Raw genomic sequence first — 18,878 nt, forward strand, 5'->3', positions numbered from 1 at the left:
ACAACGAGCCAAGCCGGTACACACCCGGTACAGAATCGGCGCACGGAACGGAACCGGTCGCTCCTGGGGCCCGGCCACCGCCGCGATCGGGCGTGACAGGCGTCGCCCGGCAGGCGGCGGTGGGACGACGGGCCCTAACGGGCGGCGGGCAGCTGGGGCAGCTGACCGGCCGCCGCCACGCCTTCCAGATACCCCCGGGCGCGCTCGGTGCGGGGATACGCCTCCAGCAGCCGCCAGAAATCGGGGCCGTGCCCGGGAACGAGCAGATGCGCCAGCTCGTGGAGGAGCACGTAGTCGACGACGTACTCCGGCATCCCCTGCAACCGGTGCGAGAGCCTGATGCTGCCCTCGGCGGGGGTGCACGAGCCCCAGCGGGAGTTCTGGTTGGTCACCCAGCGCACCGACAGAGGCCTGGCACGGCCGTCGAAATACTGGGCGGACAGCCGCGCGGCACGCTCCGAGAGCTCGGTGTCGCCCGGGACGCGCCGGCTCTCCTGAGCGGCCAGCTTGTCCAGCATCACGCCCACCCAGCGCCGCTCCTCCGCCTGCGACATCCGGGCGGGGATCAGCACGATCGTGCGGTCGCCCTCCCGGTAGGCGGAGACCGATTTCCTGCGCCGGGTGCTCCTGCGGACCTCGACAGCGCTCGCCGCGGCGGCGCGGGCCGGGCGGCTCTCCGCGCGGCGCGGAGAGCTTCCGGCGCCGCGCGCGGGGCTCTCCCCGGCGAGGCCGGGCAAGGGGTCGGCAGGCACGTCACGACGTTACCCGCTGTGCACGGAAGAAGTCCTGTCCCGGGAACGGTTCTGCGGCGATCCACGGCAGAGCCCTTCCGAGGCGGCCTGCGGCGGGACCGGGCCGGGGTCGTGCGCTGCGCGGCCGGGCCGGGGCCGTACGCTGCGCGGCCGGAACGCGGCGATCCGCTGATTGCACGATGAGCAGACCGCCCCTGTGGACAACTCCGGGCACGGTTCGGCGCGGGCCCGCATGCTGGCGGTGGTCCTGCGGAAATCCGTCCGGACCACCAGGTCGGCGGGCGCGCCCGTGCCCATGACACCACCGGGGGAGAAGTCATGTATCCGATGCTGAAGCCCGCACTCCGGCGCGCCTGGCGTGGACGGAACACCGTTCAGTTCGGTGTGACACCCGCGCATGCCGTGGCGCTGGGCCCGGTGGACCTCGCCACGGGAAGCTTCCTGGAACTGCTCGACGGCACACGCGGTCTGCCGTTGCTGCGCGAGGAGGCACGCGCCCTGGACTTGTCGGAACGTCATGTCGAGGTATTGCTCAGCAGGTTGGCGGAGGCCGGGCTCCTCGACGATCCGAGAGCCGCGGGACCGGAAGCCGATGTGCTGCGCCGACGGGCCGAAGTGATGGACCGACAGCGCCCCGACGTGGCGTCGCTGTCGGTCGTACGACCCGAGCCGGGCGGTGGGCTGCGCCGGATGGCGGCCCGGCGGGAGACGCGGGTCCAGGTGCGGGGAGCCGGCCGGGTCGGGGCGTCCATCGCCTCCGTGCTGTCCGGTGCGGGGGTGGGGCGGGTCGAAGTACTCGACGGGGGCCGGACCGAGCTGTGGGACGTGGCGCCCGGGGGCCTCCCCCCGGCGGCCGTGGGGGAGCGGCGCGATGTGGCGGCCCGCCGGCTCGTCCGCCGTTCGGCGCCCGGGCCCGGGCCTCGGCGGAGGGCGGGCGAGGCCGAAGGGCCCGGGAAAGCGGGGGCCGGCACGTCGGGGACGGGGGCCTCAGGAGCGGGCGCGTCGGGAATGTGGGCGCCGGGCGCGCCGGGGGCGGGCGTGCCGGGGGCACGGACCGAGGTGGGGGCCGGCCCCGCCACCGGTGCCGGGGAGCCCGCCCTCTCCCTGATCGTCGTCGCGCCCCGCGACGGTCTGGCGGTGTACGCGCCCGCCGCGGACACGGCCGGACCCTGGATCGCGTCGGGCACTCCTCATCTGTACGCGGGAGTGATCGAGGCCACCGGGGTGGTCGGCCCGCTCGTGCTGCCCGGGGGCACCGGTTGCGCGGGGTGCCTGGAGCTGCACCGCGCGGACCGGGATCCGCAGTGGCCCCGCATGCTGGCGCAGTGGCGGTCCGGGCGGCGGGGGGCGGTGCCCGCGTGCGATCTGGCGCTCGCTACGGCGGTCGCCGGGCTGGCAGCGGCGCATGCCCTGGCGTTTCTGGACGGGGACCTCCCCGCTACCACCGGGGCCCGCTGGGAAGCCGCTCTGCCGCTCCTGGACTGGCGGTCCGAGCCGATCGGCCCGCACGCGGACTGCTCCTGCGGGGCGGCCGGAGAGGTTGGGCGGGATCGGGCCGCCACCGGTGCAGGGGCGCAGGACACAATGGCGGGGTGACCGCCGTCGACGGAGTGACACCGGAGGCCGGAGCGGCACGGCAGTCTGGGAACTGGAGGGGCACATGTCTGATCTTCCCCGGAAGGCGGTAACGCGCACGGCCAAGCTGGCCGCGCTTCCGCTCGGCTTCGCCGGCCGTGCTACCTGGGGCCTGGGAAAGCGCATCGGCGGGAAGTCGGCCGAGCTGGTCGCCCGGGAGGTGCAGCAGCGCACGGCGGACCAGCTGTTCAAGACGCTGGGCGAGCTGAAGGGCGGGGCCATGAAGCTGGGCCAGGCCCTGTCGGTCTTCGAATCGGCCCTGCCCGAGGAGGTCGCCGGTCCCTATCGGGCCGCCTTGACCAAGCTCCAGGAGGCAGCGCCACCGCTGCCCGCCCGGACGGTCCACGGGGTGCTCGCCGAACGGATCGGTGAGGACTGGCGGGACTGCTTCCTGGAGTTCGAGGACGCGCCGGCAGCGGCCGCCTCGATCGGGCAGGTGCACCGGGCGGTGTGGCACGACGGCCGCCAGGTCGCTGTGAAGGTGCAGTACCCGGGAGCGGGCGAGGCTCTGCTCTCCGACCTCGCCCAGCTCAGCCGTTTCGCCCGGCTGCTCGGACCGCTGGTCCCGGGAATGGACATCAAGCCACTGATCAAGGAGCTCCGCGAGCGGGTCTCGGAGGAGCTGGACTACGCACTGGAGGCGCAGGCCCAGCGGGAGCACGCGGCGGAGTTCGCGGACGACCCGGATGTGCTGATCCCCCAGGTGGTGCACCAGTCCGACCAGGTGCTGGTGACGGAGTGGATCGACGGGATCCCCCTCTCCGAGGTCGTCGCGGAGGGGACGGAGGAGCAGCGGGACCGTGCCGGTCAGTTGCTCGCCCGCTTCCTGTTCTCCGGCCCGGCGCGCACCGGTCTGCTCCACGCCGATCCGCACCCGGGCAACTTCCGGCTGCTACCGGCGAAGGAGGGCGATCCGGTCGGTGCGTGGCGGCTGGGGGTGCTGGACTTCGGCACGGTCGACCGGCTTCCGGGCGGACTGCCGCGGAATATCGGCGACTCCTTGCGGCTGACCCTGGAGGGCGACGCGGCAGGGGTGTACCGGCTGCTGCGCGAAGAGGGCTTCGTGAAGGAGTCGATCGACCTGGATCCGGACGCGGTGCTCGACTACCTGCTCCCGATCATCGAGCCCACGCAGGTGGAGGAGTTCACCTTCAGCCGGGGCTGGCTCCGTGAGCAGGCGGCCCGGATAGCCGATCCGCGCTCCCCCGCCCACCAGCTCGGCAGGCAGCTGAACCTTCCTCCGTCCTACGTCCTGATACACCGGGTGACGCTGAGCACGATCGGGGTGCTGTGCCAGCTCGGCGCGACGGTTCGGATGCGCGACGAGCTCGAAGCATGGCTGCCGGGGTTCCTCCTGGAGGAGGCGGATCTGGAAGCGGAGTACGCGGAGTGCGCAGAGAAGGAGGGCGCCCCCGAGCCGCAGGGAGATGTCGTCGAGACGTAGGCGACTGCGGGAGGGGAGCCGCGGGAGGAGGCTGCGGAAGGAGAGGAGTTCCGGGGCGCGGGCGGTCCCGGAGCGTAGGGGAGCCCGGGGCGTGAGGCCCCCGAACATCAGGGCCCCGGGGCGGGGATCCTCGAGGCGTGAGTGACCTTCGGCAGCCGACCGGGCGATCTCGGCACAGTGGCCCGTGCCGGGCGGTTCAGGTCGCGGGCCGGGGCGGCGGTCACCACCAGAGGGAGTCGAGGCGGCTTTCGATCGCGCGGATGTGAAGCCGCGCGCACTCCCCGCAGAAGTGGAGGCGGCACCCGTCCTCCACCGAGCAGAGCCAGGTGGGCGGGGCCGTTTCGCCTTCGGCGGTGGTGCCGCAGCGGGCGCACCTCACGCTTCCCCCGGCCAGCGGTTCGAGGGGGCCGGGCTGAACGGACCTGCCGAGCCGCTCAGAGGTGCCGGGGCGGCCGGGGGTATCGGCTCGTTCGGAGGGGGCGGGTCGTTCGGGGGGATCGGCTCGTTCGGGAGTATCGGGCTCCTCGTCCACCCTTGGACGATAGCCCCGCGGTGGGGCGGCCGGGGCCCCCACGCACGGCGGGGCCGCCCGTGTCCGGGCGGCCCCGCCGTGGGGTGTCGGTTGGACGGTCAGTGCATGACCGCCATGGCCAGCGCGCGGCGGGCGCGCAACGAGGCGCGCTCCGCACGGCGCTGCATCCGGCGGGCGGCGACCAGGCGGGCCGACTGGCGGTCGTCCTGGGCCTCCCGCAGGCGCTCGTGCATATGAGCACGGGCCAGGGCTTCGGGGATGAGTTGCATTTCGCGGGTCCTGTTCTGACGCGAGTCGTTCGCGCCGATGATGGTGACGTCGGGGGTGGCGGAGCCGACGGGCTCCTTCGTGGGGGTGCTCATTGGTGCCTGATTCCGAGGGTCATGGGTGTGGGGGTGGTCGATCGTTCCGATCCGCAACCGGCGTGTGGGGGCGGGGGCCCCACAGGTCGCGGTCACGCTGCGACCGGGTTCTTGCGCGGACGGCCGCGGGGCCGCTTGCGGGCGACGACGACGCCCTGGACGAAGAGCTCTCCGCCCCAGACGCCCCACGGCTCGCGGCGGTCCTTCGCTCCGGCGAGGCAGGCCTCGACGAGCGGGCAGGTGCGGCAGAGGGACTTGGCGTACTCGACGTCGGCGGGCGACTCGGCGAAGAAGACCTCCGGGTCGTAGGAGCGGCAGGGGACGGGCACGCCGAGGTTCTCGATGGCGTCGTCGAGCGCGGTGAGCGTGGTGAGCGGGGTCAAGGTGGAGTCCTCCGTGGAGCCGGGCGGCGAGATCGGGGTGGTGAGCGGTACTGACGGGGCGTGCGTCTCGATGGGCACGGTGGGTGGTGTCCTCGTCTGGTCGTGCCGGCCTGTTGGCCGGTTGGCGGCTGCTGGTACCAGGTCCTGCTTGTCCCGAGGCTCCTTCGTTCCGTCCCGTCCGTTCGGACAAAACAAAAGGGCCGCGGATCCCGAGTGGGGTTCCGCGGCCCTGAAGGCGCCGGCCTGATGCTGGATCAGGCTGGATCGCTCCAGGGTTCAGGCCCACGGAAGGCCCACATGGTGTGGTGCTGCTGCGTCTGCTTCGTGAATCCGGCACCGGCTGCCGCAAAGGCATAGGCCTGAGCCTGCGCTGCCTTCGCTTCTGCTGCCGCCGGTGCCTGGATCGGTCGCTCATTACGCTCCCGCGTCACGGGGAGGCTCGCGGGGGCCAGCGGACGAACGGCGGAGGCGCCGGACAGACCGGTGACGTGGAGCGAGGCAACCGAGGAGCGGGTGAGGCCGAGCGGGCAGGCGGAGACGACCGAGAGATCGGTCATTTTCTGGGTTCCGATGATGCTGATCACTTCAATCGCCTCCTCTCGGCGTCTAGGGGGACCGGCCGGGGCCGATCCTGCGTATTCGGATGAGTACAGCTGAGTACAGCACGGAGCCAGCGCTTCAGAGAAGCCGCTGTTTCCGTGGTTAAGAACCTATGGTGACGACTGGTGCGGGCGCAAACTATTTTCTGGACGAGTTTTGCTCAGGTCTCCTCGGTGGCCCCATCGGACTCGTCGCGAACCGTCTCACCTGCGCAGATAGCCAGAACGTCGGTGCCGAAACGGCGCAGTTTCCGGTTGCCGACGCCGGCGATGACGACGAGTTCGCCCTCGGTGGAGGGAACGGTCTCGGCGATCGCCATGAGCGTCTTCTCCGTGAACACGCAGTAGTCGGGCTGGCCGAGCAGGGCCGCCTGGGCGGCGCGCCAGTCGTGCAGCCGCTCGTACAGCGCCTCGTCCATGTCCGAGGGGCAGTCCTCGCAGCGCATCAGCTTCATCTCGCCCGCGTCGGTGAGCGTCCGGCCGCAGACCCGGCAGCGCACCGGGCTCCTGGGCTTGCGCTCGACGGCCGGGGCCCGGTTCGCCGCGGCCCGGCCGGCGCCCCGGTCGATGCCTCCGCCGCCGCCGGTCCCGCCCCGTACGCCCGAGGCCGCCGAGCCCGGCCGCAGCCCGTTCAGGAAGCGGGTGGGGCGACGGCTCGCCCGGCCGCCCGGCGACCGGGACAGTGCCCAGGAGAGCGAGAGGTGGACGCGGGCGCGCGTGATCCCCACGTACAACAGGCGGCGCTCCTCCTCGACCTGTTCGTCGGTCTTGGCATAGGCGATCGGCATCATGCCTTCGGTGAGGCCGACGAGGAAGACGGCGTCCCACTCCAGACCCTTGGCCGCGTGCAGGGAGGCCAGCGTGACGCCCTGCACGGTGGGCGCGTGCTGGGCGGCCGCCCGTTCGTCCAGCTCCCGGACCAGATCGGTCAGCGTCGCCCCCGGCCTGGCCGCCTCGAAGTCCTCCGCCAGGCGGACCAGCGCGGCCAGCGACTCCCAGCGGTCGCGCACTGCCCCCGACCCGGCGGGCGGCCGGGTGGTCCAGCCCTTGGTGGAAAGCACCGCCCGCACCTGGGAGGCCAGGTCCTCCGCCCCGTCGAGCAGGGAGTCGTTGCGCCCGGCGCGGGCCGCGCCGCGCAGGGCGGTGCCCGCCTCGCGGACCTCGGCCCGCTCGAAGAACCGCTCGGCGCCCCGCAACTGGTAGGGCACTCCCGCGTCGGCGAGGGCCTGCTCGTAGACCTCGGACTGCGAGTTGACGCGGTAGAGCACGGCGATCTCTCCGGCCGGGACGCCCGCGGCGATGAGGTCGCGGATGCGCCGGGCGGTGGACTCGGCCTCGGTGGGCTCGTCCCCGTACTCCGTGTAGACCGGCTCGGGGCCCTTGTCGCGCTGGGAGACCAGCTCCAGGCGGTGGTCGGCGGCCCGGCCGCTGGCCTGGCTCAGCAGGCCGTTGGCCAGGTGGACGACCTGGGGGGTGGAGCGGTAGTCGCGGACCAGCTTGACGACGGTCGCCCCGGGGTGGCGGGTGCGGAAGTTCAGCAGGTGGTCGGGGGTGGCCCCGGTGAAGGAGTAGATCGTCTGGCTGGCGTCGCCGACGACGCAGAGGTCGTCCCGGTCGCCGACCCAGAGGTCGAGCAGCCGCTGCTGGAGCGGGCTCACGTCCTGGTACTCGTCGACGACGAAGTGCTGGTACTGGCCCCGCACGTGCTCCGCGATGTCGGCCCGGTCCTGGAGGATGCCGACCAGGAGCAGCAGCACGTCCTCGAAGTCGATCACCGAACGGTCGCGCTTGAGCTGCTCGTACATGGAGTAGATCTGGGCGAGCTCCGCCGGGTCGCGGGGCGCGTCCCGCTGGGCCTTGGCGACGGCCGCCGGATAGTCCGCCGGGACGGTCTGGGTGACCTTGGCCCACTCGATCTCGCTGGTGGCGTCCCGCAGCTCGTTGCGGTCGAGCCGGATCTGGCAGCGGGCGGCCGACTCGGAGACCAGCTGCACCTTCCGCTCCAGCAGCCGGGGCAGCTCGCCACCGACTGCTTTCGGCCAGAAATACTGGAGCTGCCGGAGGGCGGCGGAGTGGAAGGTCCGCGCCTGGACGCCGGTCGCGCCGAGTTGGCGGAGCCGGCCCCGCATCTCTCCGGCGGCCCGGTTGGTGAAGGTGACGGCGAGCACGGTGGCCGGCTGGAGGATGCCGGCGCGCACCCCGTAGGCGATGCGGTGGGTGATCGCGCGGGTCTTGCCCGTGCCGGCTCCGGCCAGCACGCACACCGGTCCGTGCAGGGCCAGGGCCACCTCGCGCTGCTCGGGGTCGAGCCCGTCGAGCACGGCGTCCGGAGTCTCGGGAACCTGCGGGAAGAGGGTGGAGTGCGTTGCTGCTGTCACCCCGCCATGCTGCCAGGTCCCCGGGGGTGGACGCGGCGGTTGTCCACAGGGGTGAGGCATTCGTCGTACCGGGACGGACCGTACGGGAGGGACGAGACGCAGGGGAGGGACGGGCCCGTACGGGAGAAGGGGGGCGGCCGTACGGAGGGGCCTGTGCCGTCTGCGCGAGGCCGATACGGGGCCCGGCGCGGGAGAGGCCGGGAGGGGGCCCGCCGCGGGCCCGCCGCAGGCCCGGCGCGGGAGGGCCCGGGGCGGGGAGCCCGGTGCTGGGGGCCCGGGGCGGGAGGGGGTGCGGCTTCCGCGCGTGGAGGTCGGCGGGCGGCCGGAATCCGTGCGCGGGGGCCGCTGCTCCCGTTGGGGGAATGGGAGCCTCGTCCCGTACGTTCCTAACCGTGCGGGACGGCCGCGGACGGCCGCCGCACCGCAAGTGACGCTGCCGGCCGCGCAGCGGTACGGACGAGACGAAGGAGCGCCAGCGACATGGCGGGCACTGTGACGATGTACAGCACCACTTGGTGCGGCTACTGCCGTCGGCTGAAGAGCCAGATGGACCGCGAGGGCATCGCGTACAACGAGGTCAACATCGAGCACGACCCCGAGTCGGCCGCTTTCGTCGAGAAGGCGAATGGCGGAAACCAGACGGTTCCGACGCTGCTGATCGTGTCCCCCTCGGGCACCGAGTCGGTCATGACGAACCCGTCGCTGGCCCAGGTGAAGCAGGCGCTCGCCGCCTGATCCACCCGCCCCGCGACCTTCTGCCCCCGGCACCGCCGGGGGCAGTCGTGCGTCCGGGGCCGGGGCCCGCCGCCGGCGCCCACTCGGCGGCGGGGGCGTGCTCACGCCCAGGGGACCGCCTCCACGCCGGGAGCGCCGCGGTCAGCCGGTGCGCTTCACACTGCCGGGCCTCGGGAGCGGCTTGCCGTACCAGAGCTCGATCAGGCGCGCCGCGATCGAGATGCCGAACGGGGGCATGACCTCGCCGGACTCGAAGGCGGCGGTCAGGTCCTCGCGGGAGAACCAGCGGGCCTCCTCGATCTCCTCGCCGTCGACCTGGATGTCGAAGGAGGTCGCCCGCGCCATGAAGCCGAGCATCAGACTGGAGGGGAACGGCCACGGCTGGCTGGCGATGTACTCCACCTCGCCGACCGTGATCCCCGCCTCCTCGTAGACCTCCCGGGCCACGGACTGCTCGATCGACTCCCCCGGCTCGACGAACCCGGCGAGCGTGGAGAAGCGTCCCTCCGGCCAGTGCACCTGGCGGCCCAGCAGGGCCCGGTCCCGGTCGTCGGTGACCAGCATGATGACCGCCGGGTCGGTACGGGGGTAGTGCTCGGCCCCGCACGCCGGGCAGCGGCGGATGTGACCGGCCGCCGCGATGACCGTGCGCTCGCCGCAGCGGGAGCAGAAGCGGTGCAGGCGCTGCCAGTTCTCCAGGGCGACGGCGTGCACCATGAGCCCCGCGTCGCGGGGGCCGAGCAGGAGGCCCGCCTCGCGCAGTCCGGCCGGCCGGGCCGACTGGTCCATGCGGCCGGGCAGCGCGTCCTTCTGGAGGGCGAAGTAGCTGACGCCCGTCTCGTCGGTGCCGAGGAAGTACCGGTGGGTCTCGGTGACCGGGGCCTCGAAGGCCGGGGTCATGACGATCTCGGTGCCCCCGTCGGGGGTGTCGTCGATCAGCACCTGGCCGCCGGAGACGACGAAGACGCGGGTCGTCGGGTGGCTCCACGCCACGGACAGCCACGCCTCGTCGAGGCGGTGGTGGGCCGCGCGGTCGATGCCGCTCGGCGCGGTGAGGCCGATCGGGCGGTCTGCGGTGGCGTTGTCGAAGGTGCTCACAGGTGCTTCCTACTCCCCCTGGGTGGATCGGGTGTGCACAGATACGTGGAGGGTGTGCGGAGGACTCAGCTCAGTGCGGCGGCCAGCTCGCCCCAGAGGTACGCGGTCGTCTCCACGCCCTTGAGCAGGAGGTCCAGCTCGACCTTCTCGTCGGGGGCGTGCCAGCCGTCGGAGGGCACGGAGATGCCGAGGAAGAGGACGGGGGCGCCGAGCACGTCCCGGAGGTCGGCGGCGGGGCCCGAGCCTCCTTCGCGGGTGAAGAGGACCTTCCGGCCGAAGGCGCGGCCCATCGCGCGGGCCACGGCCTGGAGGGCGGGGTGGTCCAGCGGGGTCAGGCAGGGGCGGGTGGCGGGCTGGAAGGCGATGGTGTGCCGGACGCCCGCCGGGACGCGGGAGGCGACCCAGGCGGTGACCGCCTCCTGGACGCGGTCGGGGTCCTGGCCGTCGACCAGCCGGAAGCTGATCTTCACCAGGGCGGAGGAGGGGATGATCGTCTTGCTCCCGGCGCCCTGGTAGCCGCCGCCGATGCCGTTGACCTCGGCGGTGGGACGGGCCCAGACGCGCTCCAGCGTGGAGTATCCGGCCTCGCCGGACGCGGCGCCCGACTTGGCGGTGCGCAGCCAGGTCGCCTCGTCGAAGGGCAGCTCGGCGAAGAGGGCCCGTTCGGTGGCGGTGAGGTCGGTGACCCCGTCGTAGAAGCCCGGGATCGCGACGCGGCCGTCCTCGTGGTGGAGGGCGGCGACCAGCCGGGCGATCTCGGTGGCGGGGTTGGGGACGGCTCCGCCGAACGATCCGGAGTGGATGTCCTGGGCCGGTCCGAACAGCTGGATCTCGCACTCCGCGAGACCGCGCATGCCGGTGCAGACGGTCGGGGTGTCCTCGTCCCACATGCCGGTGTCGGAGACGATCACCGCGTCGGCGGCGAGCCGGTCCGCGTGCTGCTCGGCCAGGGCGCGGAAGTGCGGGGAGCCCGACTCCTCCTCGCCCTCGATCAGCAGTTTGAGGGTGACGGCGGGGGCGGTGCGGCCGGTCGCCGCGAGGTGGGCGCGGACCCCGAGCGTGTGGAAGAAGACCTGGCCCTTGTCGTCGGCCGCGCCGCGTCCGTACATCCGGCCGTCGCGGACCACCGGCTCGAACGGTTCGGTCGCCCAGCCGTCCTCGCGGGCGGCGGGCTGCACGTCGTGGTGGCCGTAGACCAGGACGGTCGGGGCGCCGGGGTCCTCACTGGGCCACTCGGCGAAGACCGCCGGGGCGCCGGGCGTCTCCCAGATCTCGGTGACCGGGAAGCCGGTCTCCTGGAGCTTGGCGCTCAGCCACTCGGCGCTGCGCCGTACGTCCTCGGCGTGCTCCGGCTGCGCGGAGACCGACGGGATGCGCAGCCACTCCGCGAGGTCGCCGAGGAAGGCCGCGCGGTGCTGTTCGGTGTACGTGCGGACGGCGCTGTCCGGGGTCTCGCTCATGCTCCTGAGCCTAACCGTCCTCGGGGGCCGGCTCGTCCAGCAGGATGCGCTCCAGCTCGGCCCGGCCGGGCAGCCCGCGCGGCTGCACGGTCTCCCCGGTGCGTACGTAGAGGAAGGTGGCGGTGACCGCGTCCAGCGGCAGGTCGTGCAGTTCGGCCCAGGCCAGCCGGTAGACGGCGAGCTGGAGCGGGTCGGCGGTGCGGTGCCGGGTGGTCTTCCAGTCGACGATCTCGTAGCGGTCGCCCGTGCGGTAGACGGCGTCGATCCGGCCCCGGATCACGCGGCCCGCCAGGGTGATCTGGAACGGGGTCTCCACCCGGTACGGCGTGCGGCGGGCGTACGCCGTGCGCTCGAACGCCTCCTTCAGCTCGGCGAGGTCGCGTTCGTCGGCGATCTCCGCGTCGCTCCCGTCGCCTCCGGGCAGCTCGTCGGGGCCGAGCATGGGCAGGGGCAGCTCCTCGTACCGGGACTCCACCCAGGCGTGGAACCGGGTGCCCCGGCGGGCGGCGGGCTGCGGCGGGCGGGGCATCGGCCGGGCCAGTTCCCGGGCGAAGGCGTCGGGGTCCTCGGCCAGCCGCAGCAGCTGGGTGGCGGAGAGGGAGGCGGGGACGACGACCTCGCGCACGGTGGCGCGGCCCCGGCGCAGCTCTCCGGCCAGGGACTCCAGGTCCCGGTCCCAGGAGGCGAGGGTGCGCGCCTCCTCGGGGGTGAGCCGGTCGGCGGGCTCCTCCTGCGGGTGCCGGGCGGCGGGGATGCGGAGGGCGGGGGGCGGCTCCGGTGGGGCCGGGCGGCGTTCGCGGCCCAAGGCCGTTTCGGGGCCCGAGGCCGTTTCCGGGCGGCCGGGAGGGGCCGGGGCGGCCTCCGGCACGCCCGGGGGCCGCTCGGTGGGGAGCGCCTCCCAGTCCCAGCCCGCTTCGTCCCCCTCGTACGCCTCGTACTCCTCGGGCGGTACGCCGCCGAACGCCTCCTCGTCGGGCGGCGGGCCGGCCTCGTCCATCGGCTCGTCGCCGGACCCGGGTCCGTACGGCGGCCCGCCGGGGCCGTCCCCCGGCGGCGGCTCCTCCCCCTGGACGGCCATCCGCTCCAGGTGGGCCAGGACCGTGTCGCGGGCTGCGCGGCGGCGGGCGAGGGCGTCGGCGTCGAGCGGGAGCGGCCAGGCGAGGTCGGCGTCGCGCTCCGCCAGGGCCGGGTTCTCCTCGTCCTCGGCGGGCTGGTCCGCCCATGCCTCGATCTCGCCGTACCCCGCCGCGCAGTGCTCGTACAGCGCCTCCAGGAAGGCGGACGGGCCGCGCGTCCGCTTCTGGGAGGGGCCCCACCAGTGGCCGGAGCCGAGGAGCAGCGAGCGGGGGCGGGTGAAGGCGACGTAGCCGAGGCGCAACTCCTCCGTGTGCTGGTGCTCCTTCATCTCCGCCTTGAACGCCTTGATCCCCCCGGCGTCGTAGGCGTCCAGGGCCGGGAGCGTCGCCGCGTCGCCGCGCAGGGCGTGCGGGAGCACCTTGGCCTGGGCGGTCCAGGCGTCCCGGGACTGGCCGCTGGGGAACTGGCCGGCGACCAGCCCGGGCACGGCGACGACGTCCCACTCCAGCCCCTTGGACTTGTGGGCGGTGAGCACCTTGACGGTGTTCTCGCCGCCGGGCAGCGCGTTGTCGAGGCCCTTCTCGTACTGCGCGGCGGTCCGCAGGAAGCCGAGGAAGGCGAGCAGCGACGCCTCCCCGTCCAGGGCGGCGAACCGGGCGGCGATGTCCAGGAAGTTGGCGAGGGTCTCGCGGCGGCGGGCGGCCAGCGCCTGCGGGGAGGCGGACAGTTCGACCTCCAGGCCGGTGGTGGCCAGGACCCGGTGCAGGACGTCCATCAGGGGGTCGGCGAGCGAGCGGCGCAGGTCGCGCAACTCCCGGGCGAGGCGGGCGAAGCGGACCCGGGCCTCGGCGGAGAACGGCAGTCCGTCGTCGGCGGCCTCCCCCGCGGTCAGGAACGTGTCCAGGGCGTCCGCGAGCGATATCACCTCGGCCGGGTCCGTCCCCTCGACCGCGTCCGCGAGCCGCTGGTCCGCGTCGGCGTCGTCCGTCCGGCCGGACCGGTGCACCAGGAGGCGGGCGCGGCGGCCGAGGAGGGCGAGGTCGCGGGGGCCGATGCGCCAGCGGGGCCCGGTGAGGAGGCGGACCAGGGAGGCGTTGGCCCCGGGGTCCTGGAGGACCTCGCAGACGGCGACCAGGTCCGCGACCTCGGGCAGGTGCAGCAGCCCGGCGAGGCCGACGACCTCGACCGGGACGTCCCGGGCGACCAGAGCCGCCTGGATCTCGGGGAAGTCCCCGGCGGTGCGGCACAGCACGGCGATCTCACCGGGCGGGGTGCCGGTGCGCACCAGGTGGGCGAGGGAGTCCGCGAGCCAGTCGATCTCCTCGGTGTGGGTGGTCAGCAGGGCGCAGCGGACGAGGCCGTCGCGCTCGGCGCCGGGCGCGGGGCGCAGCGCCTCGACGCCCTCGTGCATCGCGCGCAGCGGTTCGGCGAGGCCGTTGGCGAGCTGGAGGAGGCGTCCGCCGCTGCGCCGGTTCTCGCTGAGGCTGTAGCGGGTGGCGGGGGCGCCGTCGGCGTGCGGGAAGTGCTCGGGGAAGTCGTCGAGGTTGGCGACGGACGCGCCGCGCCAGCCGTAGATCGCCTGGCAGGGGTCGCCCACGGCGGTCACCGCGTGGCCGGCGGGCCCGGCCGCCCCCGGCTCCGTACCGCTGCCGAACAGCGCCGAGAGCAGCAGCCGCTGGGCGACCGAGGTGTCCTGGTACTCGTCGAGGAGGACCACGCGGAACTCGTCCCGCAGAATCGCCCCGACCTCGGGCCGGGTCAGCGCCAGCTCGGCGGAGAGGGCGATCTGGTCGCCGAAGTCCAGGAGGTCGCGGGCGCGTTTGGCGGCCCGGTAGCGCTCGGTGAGGGCGAGGAGGGAGCGGCGGGCCTCGGCGGTCTCGGGGATCTTGCGCAGGTCGGCGTTGCTGAGCTTCGCGTTCTCCAGGGCGCGCAGCAGCTCGGTGTCGTACGTGTGCAGGGCCCCGGGGCGTACGAGGTGTTCGGACAGCTCCGCGTCGAGCGCCAGGAGGTCGCTGACCAGGGTGGGGAAGGACCGGGTGAGCGCCGGGTACGGGCCGGGGGCCGTGCGCAGCACCTTGGCCGCCAGCTGGTAGCGGGTGGCGTCGGCCAGCAGGCGGGTGGACGGCTCCAGGCCGATGCGCAGGCCGTACTCGGTGAGGAGGCGGCCGGCGAAGGCGTGGTACGTGGAGATGGTGGGTTCGCCCGGGGGGTTGTCCGGGTCGATGACGTCGGGATCGGTGACGCCGGCCGCGATCAGCGCCCTGCGGACGCGTTCGGCCAGCTCGCCCGCGGCCTTGTTGGTGAAGGTGAGGCCGAGGACCTGCTCGGGGGCGACCTGCCCGGTGCCCACCAGCCAGACCACGCGGGCGGCCATCACCGTGGTCTTGCCTGACCCGGCTCCGGCCACGATCACCTGCGGGGCGGGCGGCGCGGTGATGCAGGCCGTCTGCTCAGGGGTGAAGGGGATCCCGAGGAGCTCCTTGAGCTGCTCGGGATCGGTGAGGCGCGGGGACACCCGGACAACGGTAGCCGGGCCCGCCGACATCCCGGACCGGCGTCCGCGCTCCGGGGGCGGGGCGGGCGCGGCAGCCGGCGCTACTCCACCACCTGCCGGCCCTCCGGCTGCGCGCTGCACGAGGCGCGGAAGGCGCAGTGGGCGCAGTGGGCGCCGGCGGTGGGCGTGAACCGTTCGTCCAGGACCTTCCCGGCGGCGGTGGCGAGCAGGCCGGAGACCCATTCCCCGGACAGCGGTTCCTGGGCCTGGACCTTGGGGAAGGCCTCGCCGCCCTCCTTCTTGGGGGCCGGCTGGCGGAGCTGGACCAGTTCGGCGCCGCCGGGTTCGGGGCGCCGGCCGTCGAAGACCTCGTCGACGGCGCCCTCGCGGACGGCGAGCTGGTAGACGGCGAGCTGGGGGTGGGCGGCGACCTCGTCCTTGGTGGGAGCGCCCTTGCCGGTCTTGAAGTCGACGACGTACGCCCGGCCTTCGGCGTCCTGCTCGACCCGGTCCATCGAGCCCCGGATGCGGACGGCGTACTCGCCCGCCTCCAGGGTCACGTCGAAGTCGTGCTCGCTCGCGGCGGGCGTCCGGCCGCCCCGGTCCAGGACGTGCCAGTGCAGGAAGCGCTCCAGGGCGGCGCGGGCCTGGTCCTTCTCCTGTTCGGACTTCCAGGGGGCGTCGAAGACGAGGCCGTTCCAGACGGACTCCAGGCGCTCCATGAGGACGTCCAGGTCGGCGGGGGTCCGGCCGGACGCGACCTCGTCGGCGAGGACGTGGACGACGTTGCCGAACCCCTGAGCGGCGGTGGCCGGGGCGTCGGCCTTCACCTCGCGGCCCAGGAACCACTGGAGGGCGCAGGTGTTGGCGAGCTGGTCCAGGGCGCTGCCGGAGAGGGTGACGGGCTGGTCGCGGTCGCGCAGCGGGACGGCGGACCGGGTCGGTTCCTCCAGGCCCCACCAGCGGTACGGGTGGGCGGCGGGGACCAGGGGCTGCCCCTCGTCGTCGGTGAGCGCGGCGAGCCGGGCCAGGCGCCGGGCGGCGGCCTCGCGCAGCGCGTCGGAGGCGCCCGGGTCGACGGTGGTGGCGCGCAGCTCCGCGACGAGCGCGGCGACCGCGAGGGGGCGGCGCGGGCGGCCGGTGACGTCGCGGGGTTCGACGCCCAGCTCGGTGAGGAAGCGGGAGGGCTGGTCGCCGTCGTCGGCGGGGGCCTTCACGGCGGTGACGACCAGGCGGTCGCGGGCGCGGGTGGCGGCGACGTAGAAGAGGCGGCGCTCCTCGGCGAGGAGGGCGCCGGGGGTGAGGGGTTCGGCGAGGCCGTCGCGGCCGATCCGGTCCGCCTCCAGGAGGGAGCCCCGGCGGCGCAGGTCGGGCCAGACGCCTTCCTGCACCCCGGCGACGACGACGAGCCGCCACTCCAGGCCCTTGGAGCGGTGGGCGGTCATCAGGCGTACGGCGTCGGGGCGGGCGGTCCGCCGGGAGAGGGTGTCGGCGGCGATGTCCTGGGCGTCGACCTCCTCCAGGAAGTTGAGGGCCCCGCGCCCCCCGGTGCGCTCCTCGGCGCGGGCGGCCGTGTCGAACAGGGCGCACACCGCGTCGAGGTCGCGGTCGGCGTTGCGCCCGCCCGCGCCGCCGCGCAGCGCGGCCCGCTCCAGCCGGCCGGGCCAGGGGGTGCCGTTCCACAGGGTCCACAGCGCCTCCTCGGCGGTGCCGCCGCCTTCGAGGAGTTCGCGGGCCTTGCGCAGGAGCGTGCCGAGGCGTTGCGCTCCGCGGGCGTACGCCGGGTCGTGGGTGACGAGGCGTTCGGGCTCGGCCAGGGCGCGGGCCAGCAGGACGTCGGAGGGGGCGGGAACCCGGACTCCGGCGGCGCGCTCCTCGTCGCGCAGCGCCCGGCCGAGGCGGCGCAGGTCGGCGGCGTCCATGGAGCCGAGCGGGGAGGTGAGGAGGGTGAGGGCGGTCTCGGTGTCGAGCCAGGAAAGGGCGGCGGACCGGCCTCGATCGTCGTCCTGCCCCGCCCCATCGGCCCCGGGAGCCGCCTCCGCGGTTCCCGGTCCCGTTCCCTCGGTCTCCGGCGCCGTCCGGTCTTCCCGTTCGGCCTCCGGCTCCGTCCCGCCTTCCGGTCCGGCCTCCACCGCCGTCCCGTCTTCCCGTTCTGCTTCCCGTTCCGCTTCGCGGGCCGGTTCGGCGGCTTCCGCCTCCGGGGCCGGTCCTGCGGGGTCGGCCGGTCCCGGCCCGGCGGCCTCACCCTGTTCCGGACCGTACGGCTTCCCCGGGCCCGGCGTCTCGGCGCGGGCGGTGTGCAGGGCCGCCTCGGCCACCGCCCGCAGCGCCGTCAACAGCGGGGCGACGGCCGGTTCGTGGCGCAGCGCCACGTCGTCGCCGTCGACCTCCAGCGGGACCCCGGCGGAGACGAGGGCGCGGCGGACGGCGGGCAGCGAGCGGCCTCCGGCCCTTACCAGTACGGCCATCTCCTGCCAGGGCACCCCCTCCTCCAGGTGGGCGCGGCGCAACAGGTCCGCGATGTTCTCCAGCTCCGTGGAGGCGGTCGGATAGGTGTACGTCTCGACCCGGCCGCCCTCCCGGACCGCGACCGGTTCACGGTGGGCGCGGACCGTGTCGGCGGGCAGCCGGGTCAACGGCATCCGGCGGGTGAGCAGCCGGGTCGCGGCGAGCAGCCCGGCCCCGGAGCGGCGCGCGGTGGTGAGGACGCCCACGGGGGCGGGGGCCCCGTCCGCCCGCCGGAAAGCGTCCGGGAAGTCGAGGATGCCGTTCACGTCGGCCCCCCGGAAGGTGTAGATCGACTGGTCGGGGTCGCCGAAGGCGATCAGCGTCCGCCCACCGCACACGCCCCCGCCGCGCCCCCGGCCTCCGGCCGGCGTACCCCCTTCGCTCCCCCGGTCTCCGTCCGCCGTGTCCTCCGCGCTCCCCCGGCCTGCGGCCGGCACGCCCTCGCGCCCCCGGTCCACGGCGGGCGCGCCCCTTCCACGCCCCCGGTTGCCCGCCAGCGCGTGCAGCAGGCGCACCTGGGCGGGGTCGGTGTCCTGGTACTCGTCCACGTACACCGCGTCGTAGCGGTCGGCCAGCTCCGCCGCCACCTCGGGGCGCTCGGCGAGCAGGACCGCGCGGTGCACCAGCTCGGCGTAGTCCAGGACCCCCTGGGCGTCCAGGACGTCGAGGTACTCGGCGAGGAACTGGGCCGCCGCCGTCCAGTCCGGGCGGCCGGTGCGGCGGGCGAAGGCGGCCAGCGCGTCCGGGCCGAGCCCCAGTTCACGGCTGCGCGCCAACACGGCGCGCACCTCGTCCGCGAAGCCGCGGGTGGTCAGGCAGGCGCGCAGCTCGTCCGGCCAGCGGACGTGGGCCAGCCCCTCCTTCTCCAGGTCGAGCTGGCCCGCGAGCAGTTCGCGGACGGTGACGTCCTGCTCGGGCCCGGAGAGCAGCCGCAGCGGATTCGCGAAGAGGTCGGCCTCCTGGTGGGCCCGGACCAGGGCGTAGCAGTACGAGTGGAACGTGGTGGCCTGCGGACCGCGGGCCGCCCCCAGCCGGGCGGCCATCCGGTCGCGCAGTTCGACGGCGGCCTTGCGGCTGAAGGTGAGGACGAGGATGCGGGCGGGGTCGCCGCCCCGGTCCACCCGGGCCGCGACGGATTCGACGAGGGTGGTGGTCTTGCCGGTGCCGGGACCGGCGAGGACCAGCAGCGGGCCGTCGGCGTGATCAACCACCGCGCGTTGGGCTGCGTCCAGGAGGGGGGGTTCCACGGAACCCGGCGGTGTGCGCACCAGACGGTACGCGCCCGTGGTCCGCGGCCGTGACGTACGGGGCGGACTCTGCCGGGTGGGGGAGGAACTCACGTGGATCGCCGGTCCTGGTGGGTGTGACGCGGGTGTACTGGTGATGAGCAGAAGGTTCGGGTCGGCCGAGGACGAGGAAGG

The 18,878-nt window shown here is 74.4% G+C and carries 12 protein-coding genes; 3 read left to right on the forward strand and 9 right to left on the reverse strand.

The genetic code is table 11. The annotated features are described in order from the left end of the window. Window positions 1-134 precede the first annotated feature (134 nt). Complete coding sequence (locus AMK24_RS01375) at window positions 135-752, reverse strand: M48 metallopeptidase family protein (RefSeq protein WP_073764096.1); 618 nt, start codon at window positions 750-752, stop codon at window positions 135-137. Window positions 753-1,070: 318 nt separating this feature from the next. On the opposite strand from AMK24_RS01375, the gene AMK24_RS01380 reads away from it, so the two are divergent. Further along, window positions 1,071-2,348: a ThiF family adenylyltransferase gene (locus AMK24_RS01380; RefSeq protein WP_073764098.1), complete on the forward strand. Its 1,278-nt coding sequence runs from the start codon at window positions 1,071-1,073 to the stop codon at window positions 2,346-2,348. Window positions 2,349-2,412: 64 nt separating this feature from the next. Continuing rightward, entirely contained in the window at window positions 2,413-3,831 is a 1,419-nt protein-coding gene (locus AMK24_RS01385; RefSeq protein WP_073764100.1) for an ABC1 kinase family protein, read from the forward strand. Window positions 3,832-4,461: 630 nt separating this feature from the next. On the opposite strand, the gene AMK24_RS01395 is transcribed toward AMK24_RS01385, so the two are convergent. From AMK24_RS01395 to AMK24_RS01410, 4 genes are all read right to left on the reverse strand, one after another. Continuing rightward, a complete protein-coding gene (locus AMK24_RS01395; protein ID WP_073764105.1) occupies window positions 4,462-4,821 on the reverse strand; it encodes a hypothetical protein in 360 nt (119 codons plus the stop codon). Further along, window positions 4,818-5,186: a WhiB family transcriptional regulator gene (locus AMK24_RS01400; protein WP_073764107.1), complete on the reverse strand. Its 369-nt coding sequence runs from the start codon at window positions 5,184-5,186 to the stop codon at window positions 4,818-4,820. Before AMK24_RS01400 ends, AMK24_RS01395 begins: the two co-directional genes overlap by 4 nt. A 176-nt stretch (window positions 5,187-5,362) precedes the next feature. Beyond that, on the reverse strand, window positions 5,363-5,692 hold the full coding sequence (locus tag AMK24_RS01405) for a hypothetical protein (protein WP_073764109.1): 330 nt from the start codon (window positions 5,690-5,692) through the stop codon (window positions 5,363-5,365). A gap of 176 nt (window positions 5,693-5,868) precedes the next feature. After that, window positions 5,869-8,145 carry an ATP-dependent DNA helicase UvrD2 gene (locus tag AMK24_RS01410; protein ID WP_079190390.1) on the reverse strand — a complete coding sequence of 759 codons (2,277 nt, stop codon included), beginning with the start codon at window positions 8,143-8,145 and terminating at the stop codon, window positions 5,869-5,871. Between the two features lie 420 nt (window positions 8,146-8,565). On the opposite strand from AMK24_RS01410, the gene AMK24_RS01415 reads away from it, so the two are divergent. Then, window positions 8,566-8,820 carry a glutaredoxin domain-containing protein gene (locus AMK24_RS01415; RefSeq protein ID WP_030113660.1) on the forward strand — a complete coding sequence of 85 codons (255 nt, stop codon included), beginning with the start codon at window positions 8,566-8,568 and terminating at the stop codon, window positions 8,818-8,820. A 141-nt stretch (window positions 8,821-8,961) separates the two neighbouring features. Here the strand turns inward: AMK24_RS01415 and nudC are convergent, their stop codons facing one another. The 4 genes from nudC to AMK24_RS01435 all read right to left on the reverse strand — a co-directional run bounded on the left by nudC (window position 8,962) and on the right by AMK24_RS01435 (window position 18,797). Continuing rightward, complete coding sequence (nudC, locus tag AMK24_RS01420; protein ID WP_073764113.1) at window positions 8,962-9,918, reverse strand: NAD(+) diphosphatase; 957 nt, start codon at window positions 9,916-9,918, stop codon at window positions 8,962-8,964. Window positions 9,919-9,983: 65 nt separating this feature from the next. After that, the gene (locus AMK24_RS01425) at window positions 9,984-11,378 is read right to left on the reverse strand and encodes a dipeptidase (RefSeq protein ID WP_073764115.1); all 1,395 of its coding nucleotides are present in this window, start codon (window positions 11,376-11,378) and stop codon (window positions 9,984-9,986) included. Between the two features lie 10 nt (window positions 11,379-11,388). Further along, a complete protein-coding gene (locus AMK24_RS01430) occupies window positions 11,389-14,970 on the reverse strand; it encodes an ATP-dependent DNA helicase (RefSeq protein WP_073764117.1) in 3,582 nt (1,193 codons plus the stop codon). 80 nt (window positions 14,971-15,050) lie between these two features. After that, a complete protein-coding gene (locus AMK24_RS01435; RefSeq protein ID WP_073764119.1) occupies window positions 15,051-18,797 on the reverse strand; it encodes an ATP-dependent helicase in 3,747 nt (1,248 codons plus the stop codon). Between the last annotated feature and the right edge of the window lie 81 nt (window positions 18,798-18,878).

Origin of the sequence: Streptomyces sp. CB02366 (assembly GCF_001905905.1) — a bacterium.
GTDB lineage: Bacteria > Actinomycetota > Actinomycetes > Streptomycetales > Streptomycetaceae > Streptomyces.